This window comes from Deinococcus budaensis (genome assembly GCF_014201885.1).
Lineage (GTDB): Bacteria > Deinococcota > Deinococci > Deinococcales > Deinococcaceae > Deinococcus > Deinococcus budaensis.
The window spans coordinates 1-11644 of record NZ_JACHFN010000025.1; the positions used below are offsets into that span (position 1 = coordinate 1).

Consider the following 11644-nt stretch of genomic DNA (forward strand, 5'->3'; position numbering starts at 1 on the left):
GGGGGGTCGGGGTCGTCTCGGGGTTGGTCATCTTGCCTCCGTAGTAATCCAGGTGCCGGGCACGGACCTGGGCGAAATGGCGAGCGGCCCGCCCGTGAAGAACGGGAAGGCCGACAAGAGGGCACGGAAAACCCCGACCTGGAGCGGTCGGGGCTGCTTTTTCATTTCGGCTGTGTCCCGTCGAGGCGGGTCCTGTTACCAGAGTACCAACGGGGTCAAGCTCAAATCCGGTAGATGTACCCTCGGTGATCTCACTCTACGAACCGGAGCCTTAAAGGCGCGGGGACATGTCCCCACGGCGGCCAGCTAACCGGCGGCTGGGTGTAAGCTTTACCTGAACTCCCCATTCTGGTCGAGGACATCACCGGGGCCAAGCTGGGCCGCTGCGCTGTTAGCAAGCCTGTTGTGTTCCTCGGCTTGCTTCCGCCTCTCTTCAGCTTTAGCCGCCGCCTGTTTAGTAACCTGCTTCTCATTAGCTCGCTCGGCGGCATCGTCCACCATCAGACCGGCGATACGCTCCAAAGCTGTTGCAATTCGTTCCAGTGCTTTGGTCTGCCGCTCCTCAGGGGAGCCTCCCGGCGTCATGCTCGCCCACGGATTGCCATTTGACATGCTCCAGCCTACCGCCCCTTACCCCACGCAGCCGCCCACATTCGCGCAAATAGCCCCCGCCCAAGCGCTGGAGCAGGCGCAGCAGCATGGAGCCGGACGCGCAGGCCCTCCACTTCATCCCTTACGGCCTCCCGCACATCGGCGGAGACTGTAGTAGCACCCCGAACGGGCCAGAGATGGCCGCCCATTTCCTCCCGCACTCTCTCAGCCACGATTACGCCGGACAGGTGGTCGAGTCGCCGGTTGACCTCCCGCAGTGCGTCAGCCTGCCCGCTCATCCCAGCGATCATGCCTTTCAGCACGTCTCGCAGCTCCAGCACTTGCCCTTGCGCTTCCCGTAAGGCGGCCAGCTCTAGGCGCAAGGCCAAGTTCTCCTCACGCACAGCCTGAAGGTCTCCGCGCAATTCAGTCACGATCTCCCCAGCTACAGCCCGCGCCAACGTCTCCGCCTCGTTCGCTCGGGAGGTAGGCCGGTCGAGTTGTGCGGGAAGGCCCCCTTCATCCCGGAGCATGGTCAAGGCGACTTCGACGGAAGCGACCCGGCCTGCATGAACGGCAGCGAAAGCCAGGCGCAGCCGGTCAACCGCTTCGGGGGTGAACTGCCGCCCGCCCCGAGCATCTCGCTTCAGGTCTCCGAAGGCGGTTTCGTACTCGGCAGAGGCCCGCCGCAGCGCCGCGCCCGACACGCCCAAGGCGTCCGCCGCTTGACGCGGAGAGTAGACCAGTTCAGCCACACCCCCACCGTACACCGGACCCGCCCGGACGCCCGAGCGCCCAGCTTGCGGACGCTCGCCGGGCGCTCGGCTTGCGAGCGAGTTAAAACAACGTCCAACACAAAGAGAACCCGCCCAGAGGTCGAGCGGGCAGGTGAGCGGGTCCGGTTCACCAATCGTTGAGCGCGTCCCGGAGGCCGTCGTCAGCCCACTTGGCATAAATGCGGGTGGTTTCAATACTGGCGTGGCCGAGATGCCGGGCCGCGTCGTCCAGACTCCGCCCCTCTCGGACAAGTCGCGTCCCGGCGTAGTGGCGCAGGGCGTGAAAGCCCCTGTTGTCCACCCCCGCCCGCTTGCACAGCCACCCCAGCCGCTCACGGGCGGAGTCTGGTCCTCCTCCGATGACCGGCCCCTCCCGGTGCCCCAGCGCCTCCAGCGCAGCCCCCAGCGAGCGGGAGAGGATCACGCGGCGCGTCTTGCCCCCCTTGCCGTTCCTGACGGTCAGGGCACGGGCGCCCAGGTCCACGTCTGCCCAGTCGAGCGCCAGGGCCTCCGCAATCCGCAGCCCGGCGTGGCCGCAGAGCAGCAGCAAGGCCCTCATCCGGGCGTCTGCGTGGTCGAGCAGGCGGGTGGCCTCCTCCTCGGTGTACGGCTGGCGCTTCTCCCAGGCGGGGGTAGTATCCCGGACCGCCTTGGCATCCGCGAAAGCGTCCGCCGTGGTCGCCCCGGCCCAACGAAGGGCCTTGTACAGCGCCCGCGCCCCGGCGAGCTTCACCCGGACGGTAGCCGCGCTCTTGCCCTCGGCCTCCAGGTGCCGGAGGTACAGCGCCCCCACGTTGCTGCCCGGCTTGAGCAGGTCCACAGCGTTGCCCGTCGCGTAGGCGACGAAGGACCGCACCGCCTCCCGGTATATGCGGAGGGTGTGGGGACTGACCCGCGCCCCGCTCTTGCCGTGCGTGGTCAGGTGCGCCTCGGTCAGCGCCCACAGCGCCGCCGCGTCCTTCTCGCCCGCCGCCTTCGCGGCCCGCCGCCGCAATTCCTCCGGGTGCAGGGTGGCGGACTGGGAAGCGCGGGTCACCAGGCCGCCCCGGTAGAGGTCAAGGGCTGTGCTGGAGGGGTTCATGGGGGCCAGTATACCCCCCTGATAACACCGGTTGTCGGGCGGATGGGAAGGGAAAAGCCTACTTCCTCTCGGGAGATCTTCCTCCTAGATAACGGCAGTTAAACCACCCTGCGACAAAAAAACCGCCTGTTTATTCAGGCCTGTAGGGGCAATGGGTAGGTGTACCAGTCATCGTATATCATGTCAATATGAGGCAACCTATATCTACGGTCTACCCGATTAGCGATATTCTAGAGTGGGATTATAGTAAGCAGATCAGAATAACGCCCAAGTTTCAGCGGAGAAGCGTTTGGATGCCTAAAGCTAAATCCTATCTCATGGATACTATAGTGAGAGGGATGCCTATGCCACCTATATATATACGCCCTTTGCTTGATACCGATTCGCACAGAACGATTAGAGAGGTTGTAGATGGGCAACAGCGTATAAGAACAATCTTAGAATATATAAAAGGGGAGTTTTCTATACTTAGCACTCATAACAAAGATTTAGGAGGGATTTTCTATTCCGAGCTATCAGATCAAGTTAAAAGAAATATACTGGAGTACAAGATTACTGCGAATCTTCTCGAAAGCATCTCTGATTCGGAAGTCCTCGAATTGTTTTCAAGAATTAACACCTACACAGTTCCACTTAATGCCCAGGAGCTTCGTAACGCTCAATTCTTCGGTTTATATAAGCAGTCCATTTATACTCTAGCGCACAAACATTATAAATTTTTCGTAAATAATAAAATTCTAACGGATGTAAGAATAGCCAGAATGGGTGATGCAGAACTTGTATCAGAAATTATGACTAGCTTTATAACGCAAACGTGGGATACATCCAACAAAGTTCTTAGAGAAACTTACGAAAGATTTGATGACAATTTTTCAAATAAAGATATATACCAGGAAATGTTCTCTGAGACGATAAATTTTATTGCTGAGGTGTTCGGTGATGGTCTAAAAGATAGCTTGTTTAGGAGAACCCCCCTCTTTTATTCTCTATTCATACTTTGCGTGAATGAGATATATAGTGTCGAAAAAGCTTTACAAGGTGAATTAGAAAGAAAAGATAAAGGCTTAGCAATTAGGAACATTACTCGTATGGTTAAAAAAGTTGACGAACTCTCAAAGAATGACTCTCAGAATAGGGAGTGGCTAGCCTTTGAATCCGCATACTCGAAAGGCACAGCTAGTGCTAAATCTAGAATACTAAGAAATACTTTTCTATCTAGCTTGTCGCATGAGTAGACAGATAAGATTTTGTCAGACTAAATTTAGAGACAGAATCATCTCTATCGCCGACTTCGCTGACGGTATCGAAATGTTAAAGAACTCTCAAACCCATGTTTCGATCAATCGAAAATATAAGGATCACTTACTTGGATTCTGTTTAATGCAGTATTTTGTCGCTTGGGAAGATTTTTTGGAGGATTGTTTTGCTAGATATCTTTGCGGATATAAAGGTTTGTCAGGAAGAGCCATATCTTTAGTCTCAACAAGAGAGAGCAGCTTAGCCTCAGCTCAGGCTAAAATTCTGGGAGGGAGAAACTACGTCAACTGGAGTGTAGATAATACTATAAATAGGTCAAAGGCTTTTTTCTCTCCTGTAAATGTTATAAACTCAACTCTTAGTCTGCAACGAAATGATATAGAGTCGATCAACAAAGTGAGAAATGCGGTAGCCCACAGATCCTCCTACGCAAGAGCAGAGTTTGAGTTGATAGTGTTTAATGAGTTGGGATATCTCCCAGTTGGAATAACTCCAGGCAAGTTTTTGAGAATGCGGCACTCAACAGCCAATATCACATACGTAAGGTATTACGGAATATCTTTGATAGCTATGGCAAACACTATTGCAAACAATTAATCTTAGATGCTATGCTTATAAAAATTAAAATGTGCCCACTCTCTTTATGAATATATTGTTTATGAATCGACAGCGGCAGGGACACCTATTAGCTTTGTCGTATCGCACCATGCCCTCAACTTTAAAGGTAGCAAGGTACTATAAACCCATGAGTCAAGACATCGCGCACCAGGTGCTGAGACGAGCCTATGAGCTGGACGGGCCGAACCTCGACCTCCTCGCTACCCGGTACGGCGCGCAGGATTGGCAAAGTCTCACGGGTGACCTCGCTTTCGATGCTATGGGTACAGGGGGCGGCTGCACCATGCTGGTCGCGCAGGCGAGGAGTGGTCCATGGGTCGGACTGACAGATGGGGAGACGAGCTTGCCCATATCGGCGGACACTTTTTGCCTCACCCTCGAACCAGAGCTGTTTGAAGGCGAGGACTACGCCTTGTTCGTCACTGATAACCAGGTGACAGCACGGATGGGTGACCTCGCCGGGGCCTGAATTCTGCTGGCCTCGTGCCGGAACGCACCGCGTATCCTGCTGGTGATGACCCAAGACCTGCTGACCACTGAGCAGGTAGCGGCCCGCCTGGGTATAGGGGCCGCGCGAGTTCGGCAACTCGTCCAGGCGGGTTACCTCAAGCCCGAGCCGTACAGTCCCCGGGTGCATCTGTTCCAGCCCGCCGCCGTCGAGGCTTATCAAAACGCGCCCAAGCCTAAGCGTGGACGCCCCAAAAAAGGCTAACGCTGACGTTAGCCTTTTTGTGTTATGGTGACTGGGTATGGCCTTCTCCTCGGTTGAATTGTTCGTCGGCGCTGGTGGCCTCGCGCAGGGCCTGGCGCGTGCCGAGTTTCACCCGCGCTTGGTGGCGGAGTGGAATCCCCAGGCTTGTCAGACGATCCATGAAAATCAGGCCCGGGGGTTCCAGCTCGTCCGGGACTGGCCGGTGGTCGAGGGCGACGTGCGCGACCTGAGCTTCGGTCACCTGGAAGGTGTGGACCTCGTATCAGGTGGGCCGCCCTGCCAGCCCTTCAGCATGGGCGGCAAGCACACGGCGCACACCGACACCCGCGATATGTTTCCGCAGGCCGTCCGGGCAGTGCGCGAGGCCCGGCCCCGGGTGTTCATTTTCGAGAACGTCAAGGGCCTGACGCGACCGACCTTCCGCAACTATTTCGAGTACATCCGCCTGCAACTCCAGTACCCCGAGCTGATCGCCCGCGAAGGGGAAGACTGGGCCGAGCACCTGGCGAGACTGGAGCAACACCACCTCAGCGGCCACCGGGAGGGCCTGACCTACCGCGTGGTGACTCAGGTGCTCCAGGCGGCCGACTTCGGGGTGCCTCAGAAGCGCGAGCGCGTGTTCTTCGTCGGGTTCCGGCGTGACCTGGGCATCGACTGGCATTTCCCCCTGCCCACGCACTCGCGGGAACAGCTTCTGCACGACCAGCACGTCACGGGCGTCTATTGGGAGCGGCACGGCTTGCCGAGGCCGCGAGTGATGGCGCGCGGCGTCCGTCGGCCCCCCCCGCAGGTTCAGGGGCCTCTGCTCCTGGCGGCTCCGACTCCCCAGCCCTGGCAAACGGTTCGGGACGCCTTGCAGGACCTGCCTGACCCCGAGTTGGAGGGGCAGGGACGTTTTGAGGACCACCGCTTCATCCCTGGCGCACGCTCCTACCCAGGGCACACGGGCAGCCCGTTCGACGAGCCGAGCAAGACCCTCAAAGCAGGGGACCACGGCGTGCCCGGCGGGGAAAACATGCTGCTCAAGCCTGACGGCTCGGTTCGTTATTTCACCGTCCGGGAGTCGGCCCGACTTCAAACCTTTGACGACGACTATGTGTTCAGCGGGGCGTGGGGACACGTCATGCGCCAGTTGGGCAACGCGGTTCCGGTCAGGCTTGCCGAGGTGGTGGCGCGGAGCGTAGCCCAGGCCCTCCCCCCCCGACCGGCGTAACTTTGCGCCTTCGCGGCGATACGCCCCGGCCTATGCTCGGGCGTGTTTGAAACCTTCCCCATTCCGGCCAGTATTGAGCGCGATCTCCTGACCTTCTTTCAGAAGCAGGAGGCCTTTCCGCTCGCGGCGGTCAAGTCGCGCCCCAAGAAAGGGACGGACGAGGCGAGGTACAAGGCGGAACTCTCGAAGCACTACGGCGTCTACGTCCTGTACTACACGGGAGAAAGCGCCCTCTACCGCGCCATTTCCGAGCGCAACCGGGAAGAGCTGATCAAGCCTATTTACGTCGGCAAGGCTGTCAGCCCCGGCAGCAGGACGGGCGGGCAACAGGACACACCCGCACAGGAGGAGGGCGAGATAGGCAAGGAGGAAGTCAGCCTCGCTGCTGCTCAGGCCGCCCTCGATGCCGACGCGCCCGCCTCACCCTCGAACAATCTCTTCAAACGGCTCAACGAACACGCGGGCAACATCCGCAAAGCCTCCACGACCCTCCAGGTCGAGGACTTCCAGGTGCGGGTCATTCCAATGGCCGACGCCCTGGTGCAGTGGGCGGAGGCCACCATGATCAAGCGTCTCAAGCCCATCTGGAATGCCGAGATTTCGGGGTTCGGCAACCATAATCCCGGCAAAGGTCGGTATGAACAGGCCCGCTCCATCTGGGACCAGCTCCACCCCGGCCGAGCCTGGGCCGAGCGCATGGCAAATCTGGCTACCTATGACGAGGCCCGGCTACGCGAAGTGATCGGACGTTCCCTGACTGTTGATCTGCGACCCCCAGAGGGGAAGTAACGTCGAACCAACGCCCAGCCGGGCCTACCTCATCAGGGGGAGGAGGTCGCTCCTCTTAGCGTTTAGAAGCTCGCACTTATGGCGCCGCGCATAACCTTGACTTGGTGTGTATTCGACGCTATGTTAGAGAAATCAAGGCGGCCTCCGGGTCGCCTTTTCCGTTGTGCTGGCACCATCAACAGGGAGGGGGGAGGTCGGCCTGTCCCCCTCCCTGTTGATCTGCGGACCTCAGTTCAGTTCGTCCTCCTTGGCCCTGGGGTATTCCGAGGCGGTGATGGTGACCCACTTTCCGATCCAGGGGTCGTCCGGGTTTTCCTGCTTTCGGCGCTCGATCCACCGCTCCAGCATTTCTATCCGGGCCTCCTTGGACAGTGCGGGGCGGCCGGGCACCCCCATTGAACCCGAGTCTGCGTCCGTCACCAGCTCCTCGGTCACAGAAGGAGCAGGCGCTGGGGGTGGCTCGGGCACTTCTACTTCCGGGCCGTCCGGTCCCTCTGGGAAGCGGCGACGGTTGTAGAGCCGGTGTAGGCCCTCGCGGACTTCCTCTAGGGTCAGCTCGCCGTCGGCATAGCGTTTGAAGAGGGGCAGGCCAGCCGGGGAGATGGGGTGCGCCGACCGTTGTCTCTGGCTGATCTGCTCCCAGCGCCGGGTGCGTTCGGCCTGCCATTCGGCGGGTGTCAAGGGTGTGCCGTCCGGGTGCTTCATAGGGTGTCTCTCCCTCCCTGTTGATGCCCGCGTTTCTCCTGGTTAGCCCCAGACTTGTGAGCAGCCGTGTTCAGCCCTCGGCCTGGTCGTTCTCTGCTGGGTCGCTCACCCGTTCTTCCTTGCGACCTCGCACGTCTGCCGAGTCGGCCATCATCTGCTTCCACTCCTGCAACCCTTCGAGGTGTTTACGGCTGGCTTCCCAGGCCATCTTCCACTGCGTCTCCTCGATGGTCTTGATCTTCTCGTAGGACATGGGGGTCTCGTAGTACATCGCCGCCTCCACCATCCGCCGCGCTGTTCCCGCCTCCAAATAGGTCCGTATCTGGAGGTCCAAGGTCCGCTCCAAGAACAGGCTCAGCTCCTGGCGGACCACCTGGCGAACGGTGGGCATCACCAGCGCCTCTCCCTCCTCTTTCGCCTCGGCTTCGGCGGCGTATTCGAGGAGCGCACCGCCCAGCTCCGTGAGCGGCATTCCGGCCTTCCTCGCCTTCATCGTCAGGAAGTCCGCCACTTCCCGACTCACACGAACCTGGAGCCGAACTGTGCCCTTTCCTGGTCGTCCCATCCGTGCCTCCCCGCTCCTGAAGCTGGACCCTTTCGGGTGCCTTGTCTCGTCGCTTCCACCACGCCCGAAGTAAGCGTTTTAGGAGGCTTTCGCAGTGCTTCTTCCACACCTTAAAACGGCTTACTCTGAAACAGAATAGCGTAATGAGGTTAAAGCCGCGCCAAGACGCGACTTTTTCATTTCAGATTCATACTCTTATCCTGCCTTACACCACACGTCACCCCAAACGACCATCTCCCATCACTTTTTTTCCGCCGCTGGAGCGTTCGCGCCTCGGGCCTTTCTGCTGGTCAGAACGTCCGCCGATTTCGGCGCCCTTGCTCTGCCCACCGGCTGACTTCGCGGGTCTTCAGCGCCACGTCCACCGCAGTCCGGGAGGGGTCGCCTGGTGCCCTCCCAGGCGGGCCGTCACGGGCGAGGATGGACCCCGGTTCAGCTTCACCGCCGCCTCCCTGGATCGTGCCCCACAACGTCGCGGGGGATACTGACGCCATGACCGACCTTCCCCCGGATTCCTCCTCGTCCCCCGCTGCCGGGAAGCGCAAGAAGAAGCCCTTTATGGTCCCCTTCCATGCCCTGCTCAAACTGCGCTCCCCGCTGCGGGTGGTGGCGTCCGGCGTGGAGGTTCTGGTTGGCACGACCCCGACGGTCGTCAGGGTCACCGATCAGGTCCGCGAGAGGTTGCAGGCACAGTCGCCGGAGCCGGAGCAGATGTACGCCCTTCAGTTCTGGTTCCGCACCCCGGAGGGCTACGTCGAGGACCTGCAACTCGCCCATTTCCACCCGCCCAAAGAGGCCAAAGCCAAACCTGGGCAGGTCCTCAAGCCGCTGTTTGAGATCGGTGCTCGTCTGAAGGAAGTGAACCGGGAAGAGGGCTTCGTGGTGGTCGAGGTGGAACCCAACGACACGGGCCTGCTGCGTGAGTCCTTCGATGTGCAGGTCTGGGCGGCCTTGGAACTCCTTGAAAAGCTCCCCCGGCCGGGGCGGACCCTGCTGGTTTACGGCGAGTACCGGCCCCAGAGTGGCCGCCTGGTTGCCACCCGCTTCACGCCTCTGCACGTCGGCAAGCCCAAGGCCAAGCCCACGCCCCCGGCTGAGATTCCTTTCGAGAGTCCATCCTCACAACACTGAGCGACACGAGGCGAGGACGAGGGGGCAAGCGCTGTGGCTGCCCCCTCCTGTTCATTCCTCCCAGCGCCGCTCCCGGGGGCGGTCCCGGTACTTCTCCGCTCGGCACAGCCCGCAGGAGCAGACCGTGTTGTTTTTGCTGGCTTGTCCACGGGCCTTGTACACCCAGCCCCAGGTGGGGTTGAGAGGCCGTTCCCCGACGTAGGCGTAGCGGAGACGGCGACAGATGATGCGCTGGCGGTGATGGCGGACGGTGGCGCGCGAGTGACGTTTCTGAATGTTCTCACCCCGCGTCACGGGGCGAATTGGGCTGGTCAGACCCCCTGAGGGGCACTTCCGGCTGCCAGCCCGCGACGCGGGGAGCGCCGCTCGGTCAGGACATAGGCCATGCCCTCAGGATACGCCGGACCTCCGAGCGGACCCCTGCTATGCAGGCCGCAGCCGGGCCGCCAGGACCGCCCCCGGCTTCCGCCACGGGGCGACCTCGGCCAGGTCCACGGCCAGCCGCTCAAGCTGCAGCGCTAGCAGCCGGAGGCCGGGTCGCTGCTCGTTTTCCTCGGTCAGTGCGGCGTAAATCGAGGCGCAATGCTGCCGGAACCGCCCTGGCTCGTTCAAGGTATGCGCGATCTCGGCGGCCAGCGCAGACACGGCCCGGTGACGCTGGCGGGGGTGCATCCCGATCAAGGCCGGGAGCTGAGCGGCGACAGCCTGCAAACCCGCGCCCAGCCGCATGTCAGAACCTCCCTCAACGGGGGTTTTTGCCATGCTGGGGACAGCGGCCCATTGTTTTGCGAGGGCCACGAGTCGCCCTATTTGCCCTTCATGGCTTAATGGTTCTGACATCACGTCCTGCACGGCTCGGAAGGCTCCCTGCTCCCCGTGGTAGTCCTCCGCAAAGCCTGGCCGCCAATCATGGCGGAAGTCCCACCAGCGCAGACGCGGGCGCACCGCCTCCGGGCGCAGCTTCACGGCCCAGAGGGTGCCGCTGTACCGCCGCAGCTTGCCCACCTGCGCCACATGACCGCGCGCGTCGAGCAGACCCGCTTCCCGCAGCTCGGCGGTCAGCCGGTACAAGTGACGCTCGGAGTACCCCAGGACGGCGGCCACGATCACGGCGGGCAGGAAATAGACCATATGCGACGGCAGGACCGCGTGCCCTTGCGAAGTCACACGCTCGGCGGCCCTCGCATGGGCGAACTCCCATAGAGCCAGAGCGCCCCGGCTCAAGGTGCGGCCTGCCAGCACTTCCCCGGCGCTAGGGAGTGCTGGTAGCACGCGGGGCGAGATAGGCCCGCGCGGCTCACAGGAAGGCCAGAAAGGGGCCTCCAGCTCCGGCGACGGCTCAGAAGTCTGGACGGGCTGCTCACTGTTCAGCTTGGACAGTGACGCGGAAGCCAACTGGCAGGCTTCACCAGTTGTGGAAGCGCTCGCACCGCCGAACAGGTCAAGGCGGGAGCGGGCGATCAGGGCCGCCAGGCGGCCACGGGTGGGGGATTGTAGGTTCAAGTCTGTACACGCCTCCCCCGGAGCGCATACACTGAGCTTGTTCAGGGCTGGGGCGTGTATGCGTCCCGGTTTTCTTTTGGCTGACCTTACACCGCCGCACCCTACGGGCGCAAGAACCCGCGCTAGCACGTCTGATTTCGCCACAGTCATCCCGGAACGTCAAAAGCGCCCTATGGGGCGCGGAGACACACCCTGGCGGGGTGCAGGCGATCACCGGCTCATCCTCTCGAATAACCGGAACAAGCCGCCACCCACGATTGGGCCGCCAATAGCGGTGAAAGCAGCCGCCTCAGCCTGCCCGTTTATTGCCAGCAGGTACGCAACCCACAGGAACACCAATGTGACAATGGTGGCGAGAATGCCGAAGGTCAGCTTCAGGTGAATCTCGGTCATGCCTGAAGCCTGAGAAGCGGCGCGGGGTGACTTTCGGGGGGTCTTTCGGGTCATGTCTCCAGCCTGCGAGACGGGGTGACACCCGGCACATGCGGTCGAGGGGCCAAGCACACGCTGTTTTTCAGCAATCCGTGTCATGGCTTCAGGTTGAGCATCGGCGCGGGGTGAACTTTGGGGGTCAACATCGGTCATGCCTGAAGGTTGAGGAGCGGGGCGGGGGGTCGGGGTCGTCTCGGGGTTGGTCATCTTGCCTCCGTAGTAATCCAGGTGCCGGGCACGGACCTGGGCGAAATGGCGAGCGGCCCGCCCG

General features: G+C 60.9%; 14 protein-coding genes. 7 read left to right on the plus strand and 7 right to left on the minus strand.

Translation table 11 applies throughout. The annotated features are described in order from the left end of the window. Positions 1 to 330: 330 nt before the first annotated feature. From HNQ09_RS18475 to HNQ09_RS18485, 3 genes are all read right to left on the minus strand, one after another. Positions 331 to 612 (minus strand): hypothetical protein, encoded by a 282-nt coding sequence (locus HNQ09_RS18475; RefSeq protein ID WP_184032022.1) that lies wholly within the window; start codon positions 610 to 612, stop codon positions 331 to 333. An 8-nt stretch (positions 613 to 620) separates the two neighbouring features. Further along, complete coding sequence (locus HNQ09_RS18480; RefSeq protein ID WP_184032023.1) at positions 621 to 1346, minus strand: hypothetical protein; 726 nt, start codon at positions 1344 to 1346, stop codon at positions 621 to 623. A 148-nt stretch (positions 1347 to 1494) separates the two neighbouring features. Next, the gene (locus tag HNQ09_RS18485) at positions 1495 to 2448 is read right to left on the minus strand and encodes a tyrosine-type recombinase/integrase (RefSeq protein WP_184032024.1); all 954 of its coding nucleotides are present in this window, start codon (positions 2446 to 2448) and stop codon (positions 1495 to 1497) included. A 188-nt stretch (positions 2449 to 2636) separates the two neighbouring features. Here HNQ09_RS18485 and HNQ09_RS18490 point away from each other — a divergent pair, with 188 nt between their 5' ends. The 6 genes from HNQ09_RS18490 (at position 2637) to HNQ09_RS18510 (ending at position 7037) form a co-directional block, all read left to right on the plus strand. Then, positions 2637 to 3683 (plus strand): DUF262 domain-containing protein, encoded by a 1047-nt coding sequence (locus HNQ09_RS18490; RefSeq protein ID WP_184032025.1) that lies wholly within the window; start codon positions 2637 to 2639, stop codon positions 3681 to 3683. Between the two features lie 145 nt (positions 3684 to 3828). After that, a complete protein-coding gene (locus HNQ09_RS18725; RefSeq protein WP_221269967.1) occupies positions 3829 to 4302 on the plus strand; it encodes a hypothetical protein in 474 nt (157 codons plus the stop codon). A 148-nt stretch (positions 4303 to 4450) separates the two neighbouring features. Then, positions 4451 to 4792, plus strand: a complete 342-nt coding sequence (locus tag HNQ09_RS18495; RefSeq protein WP_184032026.1) for a hypothetical protein — start codon at positions 4451 to 4453, stop codon at positions 4790 to 4792. A 45-nt stretch (positions 4793 to 4837) separates the two neighbouring features. After that, on the plus strand, positions 4838 to 5035 hold the full coding sequence (locus HNQ09_RS18500) for a helix-turn-helix transcriptional regulator (RefSeq protein ID WP_184032027.1): 198 nt from the start codon (positions 4838 to 4840) through the stop codon (positions 5033 to 5035). Between the two features lie 37 nt (positions 5036 to 5072). Continuing rightward, the gene (locus HNQ09_RS18505) at positions 5073 to 6248 is read left to right on the plus strand and encodes a DNA cytosine methyltransferase (protein WP_184032028.1); all 1176 of its coding nucleotides are present in this window, start codon (positions 5073 to 5075) and stop codon (positions 6246 to 6248) included. A gap of 42 nt (positions 6249 to 6290) precedes the next feature. Next, positions 6291 to 7037 (plus strand): Eco29kI family restriction endonuclease, encoded by a 747-nt coding sequence (locus tag HNQ09_RS18510; RefSeq protein WP_184032030.1) that lies wholly within the window; start codon positions 6291 to 6293, stop codon positions 7035 to 7037. A gap of 228 nt (positions 7038 to 7265) precedes the next feature. Here HNQ09_RS18510 and HNQ09_RS18515 read toward each other — a convergent pair whose 3' ends face one another. Further along, positions 7266 to 7742, minus strand: coding sequence for a hypothetical protein (locus HNQ09_RS18515; protein WP_184032031.1), 477 nt, complete (start codon positions 7740 to 7742; stop codon positions 7266 to 7268). Between the two features lie 70 nt (positions 7743 to 7812). Further along, positions 7813 to 8214 (minus strand): hypothetical protein, encoded by a 402-nt coding sequence (locus tag HNQ09_RS18520; protein WP_184032032.1) that lies wholly within the window; start codon positions 8212 to 8214, stop codon positions 7813 to 7815. A 585-nt stretch (positions 8215 to 8799) separates the two neighbouring features. Between HNQ09_RS18520 and HNQ09_RS18525 the strand changes: the two genes are divergently transcribed. Beyond that, the gene (locus HNQ09_RS18525; protein WP_184032033.1) at positions 8800 to 9438 is read left to right on the plus strand and encodes a hypothetical protein; all 639 of its coding nucleotides are present in this window, start codon (positions 8800 to 8802) and stop codon (positions 9436 to 9438) included. Positions 9439 to 9861: 423 nt separating this feature from the next. On the opposite strand, the gene HNQ09_RS18530 is transcribed toward HNQ09_RS18525, so the two are convergent. Further along, positions 9862 to 10605, minus strand: a complete 744-nt coding sequence (locus HNQ09_RS18530) for a hypothetical protein (RefSeq protein ID WP_184032034.1) — start codon at positions 10603 to 10605, stop codon at positions 9862 to 9864. Positions 10606 to 11151: 546 nt separating this feature from the next. Next, the gene (locus HNQ09_RS18535) at positions 11152 to 11334 is read right to left on the minus strand and encodes a hypothetical protein (protein ID WP_184032035.1); all 183 of its coding nucleotides are present in this window, start codon (positions 11332 to 11334) and stop codon (positions 11152 to 11154) included. Between the last annotated feature and the right edge of the window lie 310 nt (positions 11335 to 11644).

Coding starts and splice junctions, on each gene's coding strand:
- HNQ09_RS18500 (WP_184032027.1), top strand. CDS start 4,838: ATGACCCAAGACCTGCTGACCACTGAGCAGGTAGCGGCCCGCCTGGGT.
- HNQ09_RS18515 (WP_184032031.1), bottom strand. CDS start 7,742: ATGAAGCACCCGGACGGCACACCCTTGACACCCGCCGAATGGCAGGCC.
- HNQ09_RS18725 (WP_221269967.1), top strand. CDS start 3,829: ATGCAGTATTTTGTCGCTTGGGAAGATTTTTTGGAGGATTGTTTTGCT.
- HNQ09_RS18475 (WP_184032022.1), bottom strand. CDS start 612: ATGTCAAATGGCAATCCGTGGGCGAGCATGACGCCGGGAGGCTCCCCT.
- HNQ09_RS18505 (WP_184032028.1), top strand. CDS start 5,073: ATGGCCTTCTCCTCGGTTGAATTGTTCGTCGGCGCTGGTGGCCTCGCG.
- HNQ09_RS18485 (WP_184032024.1), bottom strand. CDS start 2,448: ATGAACCCCTCCAGCACAGCCCTTGACCTCTACCGGGGCGGCCTGGTG.
- HNQ09_RS18525 (WP_184032033.1), top strand. CDS start 8,800: ATGACCGACCTTCCCCCGGATTCCTCCTCGTCCCCCGCTGCCGGGAAG.
- HNQ09_RS18520 (WP_184032032.1), bottom strand. CDS start 8,214: ATGCCGCTCACGGAGCTGGGCGGTGCGCTCCTCGAATACGCCGCCGAA.
- HNQ09_RS18495 (WP_184032026.1), top strand. CDS start 4,451: ATGAGTCAAGACATCGCGCACCAGGTGCTGAGACGAGCCTATGAGCTG.
- HNQ09_RS18535 (WP_184032035.1), bottom strand. CDS start 11,334: ATGACCGAGATTCACCTGAAGCTGACCTTCGGCATTCTCGCCACCATT.
- HNQ09_RS18490 (WP_184032025.1), top strand. CDS start 2,637: ATGAGGCAACCTATATCTACGGTCTACCCGATTAGCGATATTCTAGAG.